This is a genomic window from Acinetobacter sp. YH12072, assembly GCF_013419565.1.
In the GTDB taxonomy this organism is placed as follows: Bacteria; Pseudomonadota; Gammaproteobacteria; order Pseudomonadales; family Moraxellaceae; genus Acinetobacter.
In genome coordinates this window covers 1-13,099 of sequence record NZ_VOZV01000008.1, presented here as the reverse complement: position 1 = coordinate 13,099, position 13,099 = coordinate 1, and the positions used below count along the sequence as shown (strand labels likewise).

Here is a 13,099-nt window from a genome sequence, read left to right as displayed (position 1 = left end):
CCACATGAGTATTCAAGTTAAAAATATTGAAAAACACTTTGGTGCATTCCATGCACTGAAAAACATTTCTCTGGATTTCCCGGATGGTCAGCTGGTTGCCCTGCTCGGCCCTTCAGGCTGCGGTAAAACTACCCTATTGCGTATCATTGCTGGTCTGGAATCTGCTGACGGTGGTCAGGTGATTCTGGAAGGACAGGATGCAACCAATGTTCACGTTCGTGAACGTGAAGTGGGTTTTGTATTCCAGCACTATGCCCTGTTCCGTCATATGACCGTATTCGATAACGTGGCTTTTGGTCTGCGTGTCCGTCCACGCTCTACTCGTCCATCGGAAGCAGAAATTAAAAAACGTGTGACCCGCTTGCTTGATCTGGTACAACTTGGCTTCCTGGCAGACCGTTATCCGGCTCAGCTTTCTGGTGGTCAGCGTCAACGTATTGCTTTGGCTCGTGCACTAGCCGTTGAGCCACGTGTACTGTTACTGGATGAACCGTTCGGTGCACTAGATGCCAAAGTCCGTAAAGAACTACGTCGCTGGTTACGTACCCTGCATGATGAACTGCACATTACTTCAATTTTCGTCACTCACGATCAGGAAGAAGCCTTAGAAGTTGCTGATCAGATCGTGGTGATGAACAAAGGCAATGTGGAACAGATCGGTTCACCACGTGAAGTGTATGAAACACCGAAAACACCATTCGTGTTTGACTTCCTGGGACAAGCCAACCGCTTCGAAGGCCAGAATAATGGCGGCATACTTCAGCTAGGTGAAGACCGTATCCAGTTCGATGCCGCCAAACAGGCAGCTCAGGGTAATGTCATTGTCTTCGCTCGCCCGGATGAACTGCGTATTCATGCCCAACCACAAGAGAATGCGATTCAGGCCACGTTTATTCGTGAACTCTGGATTGCAGGAAAAGTCGTTGCAGAATTGAATGACCGCCAAGGCAATCTGATTGAAATTTCACTGACACCAGAAGAAGCCCGCGCTCATCAATTCCGTCCGGATCAAACTGTTTGGTTGAGTGCATTAAATCTGCATTTATTTGAAAACCAGGTCGCGTAAGACTGCAAGATGGGGCTTTAAAATGCCCCATCCTCTTATAGGGTAAAGAATTATGAATTTCCAACAATTAAGAATTATTCGAGAAACTGTTAGACAGAATTTTAACTTAACTGAAGCTTCAGCCGCGCTTTATACTTCGCAGTCAGGTGTCAGTAAGCATATTAAAGATTTAGAAGATGAGCTTGGTGTACAGCTATTTATCCGTAAAGGTAAACGCCTATTAGGACTGACTGAACCAGGTCAGGCACTTCTTGGTATTGTAGAACGTATGCTGGTTGATGCAGACAATATTAAACGTCTTGCAGATGACTTTAACAAGGTCGATGAAGGTACATTAACGATTGCAACGACGCATACCCAAGCACGTTATGTATTACCGCCGATCGTGAATCAGTTCAAAAAAGAATTTCCGAAAGTTCATCTGATTTTGCAACAAGCCAGTCCAATGGAAATTACTGAAATGCTACTTCAGGGTGAAGCAGATATCGGGATTGCGACTGAAGCCTTAACGACTGAAGAAAATCTGGCGAGTGTGCCTTATTATAACTGGCAGCACAGTATTATTACGCCGCAAAATCACCCGCTAAATAGCAAAGAACAGGTACGTATTGAAGACCTCGCTGGCTATCCGATTATTACTTATCATGGTGGTTTTACTGGCCGTTCTAAAATCGACTCAGCCTTTGAAGAAGCCGGTGTAGATGTGGATATCGTAATGTCAGCTCTGGATGCCGACGTGATTAAAACTTATGTCGAGCTCAACATGGGTGTCGGTATTGTCAATGATCTGGCTTATGATCCAGAACGTGACTATCGTTTGAAACAAATTAAAACTGATATTTTTGGGGTAAATACTACCTGGATCGCAGTACGTAAAGGCCACTTATTACGTGGTTATGGTTATGAGTTTATTTCTTTATGCTCACCAGATGCGGACATCAAGGCACTGAAAAAAGTGGCTTATCCAGATGAATAATATGGATTGTACTTTCTGAATTGAAGAGGCGTATTGCCTCTTTTTTAATTTTAACGGTAGATTATTTCAATAAAAATCAAGCATAATCACAGTATAATTCAATAAATAAATTATATTAATGATGAGCTACAAATTTTCCCTCTTGGGATGTGGACTGATTTTTTCCGGGACAAGTTTTGCTGCCGCTTTTGAGCAATCCAATCAAACTATCCAGTCCTTTTTTGAAAAGGAGCATTATGTCGAAGTATCATTTGCCTGGACAAATCCCAATGTCAGCGGTCAGGTGCAGCATACCGAAGTATTAGAACAATTAGGTATTCAGGATTTTTCCACGGGTCAGCTTGCGAATAATCAGTTGGTTGCGAATGCTGCATTAAAATTACAGCTTCATCCACAGATCTCTTGGGGTCTTATTTACGATCAGCCCTTCCATGTCGATGTTGCATATCAATATAGTCCAATTTTTGCAGGTAAGCCTACAGAGATTGAAGCAGCCGATATTGAGTTTGATAGTCATAATCTGACTTCCATTCTTGGATATCAGCCTGATCCCAACTGGAATCTCTATGCAGGACTAAGTTATCAGACCTTAGAAGGTAATCTAAGTTTGGTAGGTGAATCTTTTTCTATCTTTAATGGTTATCACGTTCAGCTTGAACAAAATGCTGCCTGGGGTTGGCTCGCTGGAATGAGCTATCAAATTCCTGAGTATTTCTTTAGAACTGCGTTAACTTATCGTTCAGCCATAAATCTTCAACTGGAAACCACAGAATCACTTACAGTCGGCACAGCTACGTCCTGCTTTACCCACGTGCAAACACCTCAATCCATTAATTTTGATTTTCAGACTGGGCTTCCCTCTCAGAATATTTTTTATGCGGGTTTACGCTGGGTAAATTGGCAAGATTTTGTTATTCAACCGCCGAAATTCAGTGCAGTGATTGATTATGCCGCTTTGGAGTTTCCTGAAGTGAAAGATATCAAGATGATCGATTATCAGGAGGATCAATGGTCGGCTAAATTTGGAATCGCCCATCAATGGCCTTCCTCTATGATTAATTCTTTTGAAATTCTATGGGACTCAGGTACGGGAAATCCAGCTTCTACCTTGAATCCGAGTGACGGCTATTGGGGAGTCAGTTTGGGCTATTTTCAGAATTTTCAAAAACACTGGGATGTTGCTACAGGACTGTATTATTTAAAATTTCAGAAGCCTAAAACAGATACAAACGCTGCTATACCCCAGTTCGTGGGCTTATCCGCAGTAGATGATAACGATGTTTGGGTGGTCGGTATGAAGTTGGGCTATCACTTTCAATAGTTTTTAATAAATAAAAAAAAACGAGCCGAAGCTCGTTTTTTTTTATTAGGTTAAGCAGCTATAGCTTAGAAACGGAAGCTTACACCTAGTTTAGCCACTGGTAACCATTCGTATTTATTATCGTTACGAAGTGCATCTCGCTCATCAGCTAATGCTTGCTCTAAAGAACGACCATCTTCAGCAAGACCAACTGCTGCATATGCTTCTGGATTAGCTGTTAGATCTACTGTTGGATTACCATTGTAGTATGCGCCGATTTCACCAAATACACCCCAACGATTAGTAATTGCTGGAGAGAAACCGATACCTACATAAGGTGCAATATTATTTTTATATGATAAATCACCATTGATACGAACATCTGCACCAGTTGGGTTGCTAAAACGTGCGCCATCCACTGTGAATGAAGCATTCGTGCCTGGTCGACGTTCTAAGCTATAATCATTATCAATATAAGCGACACCTGCTGCCATATAGAACCAGTTCGCCCAAGGACGAATCTCAGCATTTAAGTAAGTCAGGTTATTGTCCATATCTAGGTCATATTTTGTACCATTGATTGATAAATCATCAGTCCAAGAAATATCACCACCATTATAACCTAGAGTAACACCTACATAAGGGTTAGCATTCCAAGAGATCGCGCCACCATAACCGGTAGTACCGACTTCAGCACGAACGGCTGCAGGTTTAAAGAAAGAGAATTCAGCTACGCCTTCATCTGTTACAATTGTTTCATCAGCAGCCATGACAGATCCAGCTGTGGCAGCTAGAACGGATACTGCTAAAAGTTGATATAAAGCTTTCATTATTTCTCTCCTCAAAAGAACTTTTTTTTCATCAATAGTTATTCGTGATGAGCTCAATATAAAGGAGCCAATGAATATTTTTTATTCGTGTTTTGCTGAGCTTTTGTTATTTTTTGATACATATTAATTTTTCTTGTTGAATGATAAGCCTTTTTTAAACAATGTTTGTACATATCTAAAATACGAAAAGGATACTAATCACTTTACTTGCGAATTTAATTCAGCACCCTTCCTAGTTTTCCATCTTTTTAGAGCAATATAGTGTAAAATATCGGAAATTTTTTTCTGGAAGGAAGATCATGTCTCAGCTTTCAACAATCATTGAACAAGCGTTTGAAGACCGTGCGAATTTCACAGCAGCAGACTGTCCTGCTGAAATCCGTCAAGCAGTTGAGGAAGTAATTGCTGGCCTGGACAATGGTACTTTACGTGTTGCTGAAAAAATCGAAGGTGAATGGGTTGTTCATCAATGGATTAAGAAAGCGGTATTGTTATCATTTAAATTAAACGATAACAAACCAATGGAAGCTTGTGATCTTCGCTTTTACGACAAAGTAGATACTAAATTCTCTGACTGGACTGACGAGCAGTTTAAAGCTGCTGGCGTACGTGTTGTTCCTCCGGCGGTAGCGCGTAAAGGTTCTTTCCAGGCGAAAAACGTGGTACTGATGCCTTCTTATGTGAACATCGGTGCTTATGTAGATGAAGGTACGATGGTTGATACTTGGGCAACTGTAGGTTCATGTGCTCAAATTGGTAAAAATGTTCACTTGTCTGGTGGTGTAGGGATCGGTGGTGTTCTTGAACCGCTTCAAGCTAATCCAACTATTATTGAAGACAACTGTTTCATCGGTGCACGTTCTGAAATCGTTGAAGGCGTAATCGTTGAAGAAGGTTCTGTCATTTCAATGGGCGTATTCATTGGTCAATCTACCAAGATTTATGACCGTGAAACTGGCGAAATCCATTATGGCCGCGTACCTGCTGGTTCTGTTGTGGTATCAGGCAGCCTGCCATCTAAATGCGGTAAATACAGCTTATATGCAGCTGTAATCGTGAAAAAAGTAGATGCGAAAACTCGTGCTAAAACTAGCCTGAACGATCTGCTTCGCGAAGACTAAGATGTCTTAACTTAGAGGGTACATTTGTGTTCCCCGGAGCTTCAACCGCTCCTCGTCTCTACGGTCAGCAATGATCGTAGGGATTTTTATTTTTATACATTGTTATTTATTTTTCAGTGGTTAATGTTGTTATGAATACGCTTCGATCTTCCGCAATTCCAGTTTCTGATCCGTCTGCGGGCTTACGCATTACGGAGATCTTCTATTCATTACAAGGTGAAGCCAATACTGCAGGTTTACCGACCGTATTTATCCGCTTAACCGGATGTCCACTGCGCTGTACCTATTGTGATACTACCTATTCTTTTGAAGGTGGCGTACGCAAATCTTTAGATAACATCATTCAGACCACGCTTGATTTTAAAACGCCTTATGTCTGTGTGACCGGAGGTGAACCATTGGCGCAACCGAACGCCCTGCCTTTGATGCAGCGACTTGCAGATTTAGGCTGTGAAGTCTCTTTAGAAACCAGTGGTGCGTTAGATGTATCTAAAGTGGATACACGTGTATCCAAAGTTCTGGATTTAAAAACACCAACTTCAGGTGAAGTTGCACGAAATTTGCTTACAAATCTGGATCATTTGACTCAGCATGACCAGATTAAGTTTGTGATCTGTAATCGTGAAGATTATGAATGGTCAAAACAGCAGGTAGAACAGTACCAGTTGAATGAAAAAGTCAGTACGGTCTGGTTCTCCCCTGCATTTTCAGTTGAAAAAGGAGCTGCGCGCTTGCCACAATTGGCACGTGATCTGGCTCAATGGATTTTAGAAGACCATCTCCCTGTTCGTTTCCAGCTGCAGCTGCACAAGTTGTTATGGAATGATGAAACTGGTCGTTAATTTTTGTAAATTTACTATATTGGAGTATTTGTTATGCGCCCTCGTGCCATTGTATTGTTATCTGGCGGATTAGATTCAACAACCTGTCTGGCTTGGGCGCAGGCACGCTATGAATGTATCGCACTAAGTTTTATGTATGGCCAACGCTCTACTACAGAACTTGATGCAGCTCGTGCGCTGGCTCAACGCTCGGGTGTAGAACATCGTGTCATCAATATTGATTTAGGTAACCTGGGCGGCTCAGCCCTTACTGATCATAGCATTGAGGTACCAGACCAATTGCAGGAAGGTATTCCGGTAACCTATGTGCCTGCACGAAATACCATCTTCTTATCTTATGCTTTGGCTGCTGCAGAAGTGTTCGGTGCTGAGGCAATTGTGATCGGGATTAATGCGGTGGATTATTCAGGTTATCCAGACTGTCGCCCGGAATTTATCGAAGCTTTTGCCAACATGGCACGCCTTGCAACCAAGGTTGGTGTCGAAGGTCAGGCCCTGAAATTTGAAACACCTTTGTTACATTTATCCAAAGCAAATATCATTCGCTTAGGCCTAGAACATGGCGTAGACTACAGTCAAACGGTATCTTGCTACCAAGCAGATGACCAAGGACGTGCGTGTGGAACATGTGACAGTTGTCGTTTACGCAAGCAAGGTTTTGCTGATGCAGGTGTTGAAGACCCGACACGTTATTACCTTTAAAATCGATCAAGGTTATAAATCCATATTATGAATATTAAAGCCAAATTACTTGCGACTAGCCTACTCTCTTTGTCTGCCCTATTTTCAACTGCATCTTTTGCAAATAATGATCAAGCTAAGGCAAAAGCAGAATTTGAGGCAATGAAAAAAGAATACACAACTGCCATGAAAAATGCTGGAAGCAGTTCAAATGTACGTGACGGTTTAATTAAAGCCTGTGCTATTCCATACAAACAGGCAGTGAAGTACAAAAAACTGACTCAGTCTGATGTGAATAAGCTTTGTACATGTGAAGTAGATGCAGAAGGTAAATTGACTCAAGCTCAGAAATGGCAGATTCAAAGCACCATTAACCAGAAGAAAAACCCTGCAACTTTAGACTTTGTTAAAAAACAAAGCCAGAATGTGCAGTCTTGTGTAGGCCCACAGCTCGCAGGTAAATTAAATTCACTTGCTGCAGAAGCCAATAAAGCCGCTCAAAAGAAATAATCCTGACGGATGTTTTTCTAGAATAAGCCACTATAATGTGGCTTATTTTTTTGAAAAAATTTAGAAAAATTGGAGAGACCATGTCTGAGATCAGCTTACCTGAGCACACTTTTTCAACCACTACAGGTGAAATTAATCTGGCCCAACTGGATGCAGAATGGCTGGTTATCTATTTTTATCCTAAAGATTCGACACCTAGCTGTACCACTCAGGCAGTCGGTTTCTCTTGTTTAAAAGATCAGTTTGATGCACTCAATACGACTATCTTGGGCGTATCACGTGACTCGATTAAAGCGCACCAGAACTTTACTGAAAAACAGAATCTGACTATCAATCTGATCAGTGATAAAGAAGAAGTGTTATGCAAACACTTTGATGTCATTAAAGAAAAGAATATGTATGGCAAGAAAGTGATGGGCATTGAGCGCTCTACCTTCATTTTCCATAATGGCAAACTGGTCAAAGAATACCGTAAGGTGAAAGCTGCTGGCCATGCTGAACAGGTTTTAGAAGATTTGAAAGCTTTACAGACTGCTTAAGGTCTTTTATAAAATCAAAAAAAGGCATGAATAGAAATATCATGCCTTTTTCTTTAGAGTTGCTGCAAAGAATAATTTAGTTCACTAAAGAAACTGCAATTGACCACATTACACAGCCAATGAGTACATCCAGTATTTTCCAGGCTTTTGGACGCTGAAAAATAGGTTGCAAATAACGTGCTGCATAGCCCAGTCCAAAAAAGAATACAAAGGACGCACTAATCGCTCCTAAGGCAAATTGTATCTGCGCATTGGAATATTGGGTGGAGATAGAACCAATCAAGACCAGTGCATCCAGATAAACATGCGGATTGAGCCAGGTCAGCATCAAACAGATCAGCAAAACTTTATATAAAGAAGGCACATCTTTTTGATCTGTGTCCAGACGCTGCTCATTCTTCCAGGCCTGATAAAAATGCTGAGCGCCATAGATCGCCAGAAAAGTTGCACCCAGATATTTCGCCATATTGATCCAGTGCGGATTGACCAGCATTAATTGTGAAAATCCCAGAACACCGGCAAAAATCAATATTGCATCAGACAATGCACAACACATACAGATTGCAAAGACATACTGCTGTTTCAAGCCCTGTTTTAATACAAAAGCATTTTGTGCACCAATGGCAATAATCAGGCTAAAGCCTACCGCCAGACCTTGTATATATGCATTTAACATTGGAATATCATGGAATTATAAAGATGGGGATCATTATCTATGTTATTCTTTTCAATTAAATATAATTAAGAAAATATCATTTAGACTAAATTTTATTTAGGTAAGCTATGCCACTTAATTCTAAAAACTGTGATGCTTTTCTGGCTGTTGCAGAAACCCAAAGTTTTGATGCTGCCGCAAAAGTATTAAATATAACGGCTTCGGCAGTCACTTTAAGAGTGCAAAATCTGGAAAGAGATTTGGGGCAAGTTTTGGTGCTACGTGAGCGTCCTTGTAAAGTGACCAATGCTGGTCAAACCTTACTGAATTATTTGCAGCATCAACGCCTGTTACAGCAGCAATTGATCCAGCAATTAAATGGTCAAAATAAAGCAGAATTCAGCTCGATTCATATTGCGGTAAATGCAGATTCACTCGCGACCTGGTTATTTCCCTGTCTGAACACCACCCTGCTTGCAGAGAAAATCACTTTGAATCTTCAGGTCGCTGTTCAAAGTGAAACTCATAAGCTTCTGGAGCAGGGTCAAGTCAATGCCTGCATTAGCAGTGAGAGTGAAGCCATGCCGGGCTGTAAGGCTCATTTTATCGGGCAGATGCATTATAGAATGGTCGCAACACCTGCTTTTGTGCATTCCTGGTTTAAACAAGGCATTCACCGGGAATCACTGCGTAAGGCACCTGCTGTAATTTATAATGATCAGGATCATTTACATAGCCATCTACTGTTAGCTCAATTTGGTTTAAACCAGCAATGTTTTCCTTTTCACTATATCCCCTCCTCGACCGCCTTTGCGGATGCTATTTTTTCAGGATTAGGATATGGTTTGGTGCCGGACTATCAAATTGCGGACCGGATTCAAAATGGGACACTGATCGAAATACTGCCTGAATGCTGTTGTGATGTACCTTTATATTGGCATCACTGGAAACAGCAGTCTCCCGCTCTAAAACAGTTAACCAAAGTCATTCTGGAACAGGCAGAACAATGTATGAATAATCCAATTCAATAAGCAGTTCTATGATGTCCTGCCGAATTCACAGAAATTGAATATCAGATTATTGGGTTTTCCACTGTCCCATTAGGTGAATATTAACTTTTTCACCCACGCCTGCAGTGGCTTTCTTCATCCCAAAATCTGAGCGATTAATTACCGTGGTTGATTTCACATCGAGTAGATTAGGATTACCCTTGTTCGGTGTCAGAGTGGTATCGAAAACTACTGGTCGAGTAACCCCTCTTAGAGTGAGTTGACCCATGACCTGATAACGATTCGTACCATTTGGCTTAAACTGGGTACTTTTGAAATTGACTGTTTTATAGCGCGATGCATGAAACAGGTCCTCACCCATAATCATATTTTTAAGGCTGGGCTTGGAAACCTCCAGGCTATCCACCTGCATAGTGAACTCAGTAGATGACTGTTGTGGCCGATCGGGATCAAACTGCATGGTTGCCTTGAACTCTTGAAAATTTCCCTTTACCACATTCAAACCCAAGGAGTTAATGCTAAAGCCGACACTACTTTGAGGCGTCAATGTCCAGCTTTTAGCATACGCAGCCGATATACACATAGCAGATAGAGCACCCGCATAAGCTATATTTTTCAGGAATAGATTCATTGTGTTCATCCTTAACAATCAAATGAACTCACTACCTTAAAACGGTTTTAGCCCAGATTTGTTTTATCATTTAGTTCAAACTTGTTGACCAATTGTTGATAAATCTCATTATTTTTAAATTTATGTAAAAACTCACTGGTGCCTAAAGGAAAAGCCGATTCCACCACTTCACCGCGATAATACGCTTCACGTAAAGGAGTGGCGGATATAGCGCCAACCAAGCTATCCAGTTCCACCATTTCCCATTCCGGGAACAAACTTAAATAATAAGAAGATTCATCTTTAAAGTGTCCAATTAGACCAACTTTTGCTTCTGCTTCAACTACTTCAGACACCAGCGATTTCACCAGTTTTTGCCATTTTTCATCATTATAGACATCAATGACATGGACAAATTTAATCCGTTTCTGATCTGCTTCAGAAAAATTCGACAGGATCATTTCTTCACGTTCAGTGGCCAGAAATGGATTTTTAATATTACGTTCTTGCTGTGCTGAGCCTAATGCCAGAATCACCTGCTGGCTCTGCTGCAAGGCAATTTTAATCGTTTGCATATGGGCCAGATGGAAAGGTTGAAAACGACCAATAAACACCAGGTAATCAAATTTATACTTCATAGCACATCTTACTTTTATGAACGCATCAGTTATGCCGCAGGGAATTTTTTGCGACATAATAAGCGCCAATAAATTCATATTAATAAAGCAAGGATAGTACGATGACACTGAGCTGTATTCAACAACCGCATCAGCATTTAAATGCGAATTTAGACCATGGCGTATTGACCTTAGCCATTCACCGCCCTGAGGCAAAAAATGCGCTTTACGGCGAACTATATCTATGGATCGCACAGGCGCTGGATGAAGCAGATCAGGATAGTAGTGTGCGTGTCGTGATTCTACGTGGTCAGGATGCAGACTTTAGTGCCGGCAATGACATGCAGGACTTCATGAAGTTTATTCAGACACCTCTGCAAGCTAAGGCTGGTGATACCCCTCCTTTTGTCCTGTTGAAGTCCGCTGCAAAATTTACCAAGCCTTTAATTGCTGCCGTTCGTGGCGTTGCGATTGGGATCGGGGTAACGATTCTGCTGCATGCTGATCTGGTTTATAGTGATAATACTGCCCTGTTCCAGATTCCATTTGTTAGTCTTGGCCTGTCTCCTGAAGGTGCTTCAAGCAAGCTGCTGGTACAACAAGCGGGTTATCATAAAGCAGCTGAACTATTACTTACTGCACAGAGATTTAATAGTGAAAAAGCATTGGGTGCAGGTCTGGTAAATAGCATTGAAGAAGATGTCTATGCTGCTGCTGAAAAACAGGCAAAAACTCTTGCTGCTTTACCCCTGGCTTCTATTAAACAAACCAAAGCACTGATGAAGCATAATCTGGCTGAAATTATCGAATGTATTGATGATGAAGCTGAGATCTTTATGAAACGTGTGGGTTCACCTGAAATGACGGAAGCCGTTCAGGCGTTTATGCAAAAACGGAAACCTGATTTCACACAATTCAACTAATTCTGAAACTTATCTTTTAATTGAGGCAGTTTAGACTGCCTCAATCTTTTATATTTTTGAAAGAATCACGCTTATGACTAATGAAAACTCCCAAACGACTTCTCAAACAACCGATAGTTCAAATCCTGAAAAGAAACGTTATTACGAACCTGCACCTCAGGATATTGATGTAGACAATTTCCGAAAGGTCATCGAAAGCCGCCGTTCAGTGCGTAAATTTACCAAGAAGCCAATTCCTGCTGAAGTATTAGATGCCTGTCTGGATCTGGCACTGCTGGCACCAAACTCTTCAAACCTGCAGCCGTGGACATTTTATGTGGTGCAAAACCCCTCCAAGAAAAAACGTCTGGTTAAAGCATGTATGAGCCAGCTTGCTGCTAAAACAGCTTCAGAACTGATTGTCTGTGTGGCACGTACTGACCGTGTTGATGAAATGGCTAAACTGAATATCAGCGAGTTTCCATTTCCTGAGGCTCCACCAGCCATTAAAAAGTACTATAAGTACATTCCATACAACTACAAAACCGGTTATTTGAATGCCTTTGGTAACTTTAAGAAAGTTGCTTTCAAAGTAGCACGTACACTCGATAAACAAATGCCGGTTTCTGCATTTAGTCCTGCCGATGCCAAGCTATGGGCAAGTAAAACCACAGCACTAGCATGTGAAAATCTGGTACTGGCTTTACGTGCTTATGGTTTTGATAGCTGTATGATGGAAGGCTTCGATGAACCAATGGTTCGTGAAATTCTGGACCTGAATGATCAGCAATATCCGGTGATGGTGATTGGTGCTGGTGAACGTGCCAAAGATGGCGTGTTCTTCCCGCAGTATCGTTTTGATCGAGAGCTGTTTATTCAGAAGGTTTGAGTTTAAAAATAGTATTTAAAGGATTTAAGAATATTAATTTACTTAATATTTGATGACATGGATGTCGCTTAATTAAGTATATTAACCCGAATCCTGCTTAAGCCGATGACTTCATAATTTGAATTGTTGGCTTATTTTTATGGATCAGTTGATATGCACACAAGGACGCGTAAATCCCTCCTAGAAATCCATGAACACTACGTGCTTTGCTTGTCACTAAATTGTACTGACCTTTCAATAAACTGAATAAAGTCTCTATCTTATTGCGCTGTTTTAAGTGATATTTATCTGACTCAGAAAGTTGTATAGCCTGCATATTTTTTCGATGATAGGTAATTAAATCAATACCTTGCTCTTTCAACCTACTCTTCAGTTCTTGACTAATATAGCCACGATCTCCATACAACTTTGCTTCCATCTCTTTAACGAGTCTCTCAACCATTTTGATATCAGCCAAATGTCCATTGGATAAAGCAGAACAAGCAATTTCACCAAATTGATTCATCACAATATGTAATTTACAGCCATAAAACCAGCCCATTGAGCTTCTA

General features: G+C 41.1%; 16 protein-coding genes. 11 read left to right on the top strand and 5 right to left on the bottom strand.

Going from position 1 to position 13,099, the window contains the following annotated elements; translation table 11 throughout:
- Positions 1-4: 4 nt before the first annotated feature.
- The 3 genes from FTU19_RS04675 to FTU19_RS04665 all read left to right on the top strand — a co-directional run bounded on the left by FTU19_RS04675 (position 5) and on the right by FTU19_RS04665 (position 3,363).
- Positions 5-1,066: a sulfate/molybdate ABC transporter ATP-binding protein gene (locus FTU19_RS04675; protein WP_004784543.1), complete on the top strand. Its 1,062-nt coding sequence runs from the start codon at positions 5-7 to the stop codon at positions 1,064-1,066.
- Between the two features lie 52 nt (positions 1,067-1,118).
- A complete protein-coding gene (locus FTU19_RS04670) occupies positions 1,119-2,042 on the top strand; it encodes a CysB family HTH-type transcriptional regulator (protein WP_004784546.1) in 924 nt (307 codons plus the stop codon).
- A gap of 118 nt (positions 2,043-2,160) precedes the next feature.
- Entirely contained in the window at positions 2,161-3,363 is a 1,203-nt protein-coding gene (locus FTU19_RS04665; protein ID WP_180130233.1) for an outer membrane protein transport protein, read from the top strand.
- Between the two features lie 65 nt (positions 3,364-3,428).
- Here FTU19_RS04665 and carO read toward each other — a convergent pair whose 3' ends face one another.
- Positions 3,429-4,172, bottom strand: coding sequence for an ornithine uptake porin CarO (gene carO, locus FTU19_RS04660; RefSeq protein ID WP_180068927.1), 744 nt, complete (start codon positions 4,170-4,172; stop codon positions 3,429-3,431).
- A gap of 299 nt (positions 4,173-4,471) precedes the next feature.
- Between carO and dapD the strand changes: the two genes are divergently transcribed.
- The 5 genes from dapD (at position 4,472) to FTU19_RS04635 (ending at position 7,865) form a co-directional block, all read left to right on the top strand.
- A complete protein-coding gene (dapD, locus tag FTU19_RS04655) occupies positions 4,472-5,293 on the top strand; it encodes a 2,3,4,5-tetrahydropyridine-2,6-dicarboxylate N-succinyltransferase (protein ID WP_004784553.1) in 822 nt (273 codons plus the stop codon).
- A 131-nt stretch (positions 5,294-5,424) separates the two neighbouring features.
- On the top strand, positions 5,425-6,135 hold the full coding sequence (gene queE, locus FTU19_RS04650; protein WP_180130231.1) for a 7-carboxy-7-deazaguanine synthase QueE: 711 nt from the start codon (positions 5,425-5,427) through the stop codon (positions 6,133-6,135).
- A gap of 33 nt (positions 6,136-6,168) precedes the next feature.
- The gene (gene queC, locus FTU19_RS04645; protein WP_034704975.1) at positions 6,169-6,837 is read left to right on the top strand and encodes a 7-cyano-7-deazaguanine synthase QueC; all 669 of its coding nucleotides are present in this window, start codon (positions 6,169-6,171) and stop codon (positions 6,835-6,837) included.
- A gap of 27 nt (positions 6,838-6,864) precedes the next feature.
- A complete protein-coding gene (locus tag FTU19_RS04640) occupies positions 6,865-7,326 on the top strand; it encodes a hypothetical protein (RefSeq protein ID WP_034171206.1) in 462 nt (153 codons plus the stop codon).
- 80 nt (positions 7,327-7,406) lie between these two features.
- Entirely contained in the window at positions 7,407-7,865 is a 459-nt protein-coding gene (locus FTU19_RS04635; RefSeq protein WP_180130230.1) for a peroxiredoxin, read from the top strand.
- A gap of 76 nt (positions 7,866-7,941) precedes the next feature.
- Here FTU19_RS04635 and FTU19_RS04630 read toward each other — a convergent pair whose 3' ends face one another.
- The gene (locus FTU19_RS04630; protein WP_166138351.1) at positions 7,942-8,541 is read right to left on the bottom strand and encodes a LysE/ArgO family amino acid transporter; all 600 of its coding nucleotides are present in this window, start codon (positions 8,539-8,541) and stop codon (positions 7,942-7,944) included.
- A gap of 107 nt (positions 8,542-8,648) precedes the next feature.
- Here FTU19_RS04630 and FTU19_RS04625 point away from each other — a divergent pair, with 107 nt between their 5' ends.
- Positions 8,649-9,551: a LysR family transcriptional regulator ArgP gene (locus tag FTU19_RS04625; protein ID WP_180130228.1), complete on the top strand. Its 903-nt coding sequence runs from the start codon at positions 8,649-8,651 to the stop codon at positions 9,549-9,551.
- 46 nt (positions 9,552-9,597) lie between these two features.
- Here the strand turns inward: FTU19_RS04625 and FTU19_RS04620 are convergent, their stop codons facing one another.
- Positions 9,598-10,161 carry a YceI family protein gene (locus FTU19_RS04620; protein WP_180015207.1) on the bottom strand — a complete coding sequence of 188 codons (564 nt, stop codon included), beginning with the start codon at positions 10,159-10,161 and terminating at the stop codon, positions 9,598-9,600.
- A 47-nt stretch (positions 10,162-10,208) separates the two neighbouring features.
- On the bottom strand, positions 10,209-10,778 hold the full coding sequence (locus FTU19_RS04615) for a nicotinate-nicotinamide nucleotide adenylyltransferase (protein ID WP_004784571.1): 570 nt from the start codon (positions 10,776-10,778) through the stop codon (positions 10,209-10,211).
- Positions 10,779-10,879: 101 nt separating this feature from the next.
- On the opposite strand from FTU19_RS04615, the gene FTU19_RS04610 reads away from it, so the two are divergent.
- Positions 10,880-11,680 (top strand): enoyl-CoA hydratase, encoded by an 801-nt coding sequence (locus FTU19_RS04610; protein ID WP_180130226.1) that lies wholly within the window; start codon positions 10,880-10,882, stop codon positions 11,678-11,680.
- Positions 11,681-11,753: 73 nt separating this feature from the next.
- Positions 11,754-12,548: a nitroreductase family protein gene (locus FTU19_RS04605; protein WP_166138362.1), complete on the top strand. Its 795-nt coding sequence runs from the start codon at positions 11,754-11,756 to the stop codon at positions 12,546-12,548.
- A 97-nt stretch (positions 12,549-12,645) separates the two neighbouring features.
- On the opposite strand, the gene FTU19_RS04600 is transcribed toward FTU19_RS04605, so the two are convergent.
- Positions 12,646-13,099: IS982 family transposase (locus FTU19_RS04600; protein WP_180130224.1), on the bottom strand; the 454-nt coding region annotated here is incomplete at its 5' end.

Bases quoted from the DNA above. Each gene is read 5' to 3' on its own strand.
- FTU19_RS04610 (WP_180130226.1), top strand. From the start codon at position 10,880: ATGACACTGAGCTGTATTCAACAACCGCATCAGCATTTAAATGCGAAT.
- FTU19_RS04625 (WP_180130228.1), top strand. From the start codon at position 8,649: ATGCCACTTAATTCTAAAAACTGTGATGCTTTTCTGGCTGTTGCAGAA.
- queE (WP_180130231.1), top strand. From the start codon at position 5,425: ATGAATACGCTTCGATCTTCCGCAATTCCAGTTTCTGATCCGTCTGCG.
- FTU19_RS04605 (WP_166138362.1), top strand. From the start codon at position 11,754: ATGACTAATGAAAACTCCCAAACGACTTCTCAAACAACCGATAGTTCA.
- FTU19_RS04665 (WP_180130233.1), top strand. From the start codon at position 2,161: ATGATGAGCTACAAATTTTCCCTCTTGGGATGTGGACTGATTTTTTCC.
- queC (WP_034704975.1), top strand. From the start codon at position 6,169: ATGCGCCCTCGTGCCATTGTATTGTTATCTGGCGGATTAGATTCAACA.
- FTU19_RS04640 (WP_034171206.1), top strand. From the start codon at position 6,865: ATGAATATTAAAGCCAAATTACTTGCGACTAGCCTACTCTCTTTGTCT.
- FTU19_RS04635 (WP_180130230.1), top strand. From the start codon at position 7,407: ATGTCTGAGATCAGCTTACCTGAGCACACTTTTTCAACCACTACAGGT.
- dapD (WP_004784553.1), top strand. From the start codon at position 4,472: ATGTCTCAGCTTTCAACAATCATTGAACAAGCGTTTGAAGACCGTGCG.
- FTU19_RS04670 (WP_004784546.1), top strand. From the start codon at position 1,119: ATGAATTTCCAACAATTAAGAATTATTCGAGAAACTGTTAGACAGAAT.
- FTU19_RS04620 (WP_180015207.1), bottom strand. From the start codon at position 10,161: ATGAATCTATTCCTGAAAAATATAGCTTATGCGGGTGCTCTATCTGCT.
- FTU19_RS04615 (WP_004784571.1), bottom strand. From the start codon at position 10,778: ATGAAGTATAAATTTGATTACCTGGTGTTTATTGGTCGTTTTCAACCT.
- FTU19_RS04630 (WP_166138351.1), bottom strand. From the start codon at position 8,541: ATGTTAAATGCATATATACAAGGTCTGGCGGTAGGCTTTAGCCTGATT.
- carO (WP_180068927.1), bottom strand. From the start codon at position 4,172: ATGAAAGCTTTATATCAACTTTTAGCAGTATCCGTTCTAGCTGCCACA.
- FTU19_RS04675 (WP_004784543.1), top strand. From the start codon at position 5: ATGAGTATTCAAGTTAAAAATATTGAAAAACACTTTGGTGCATTCCAT.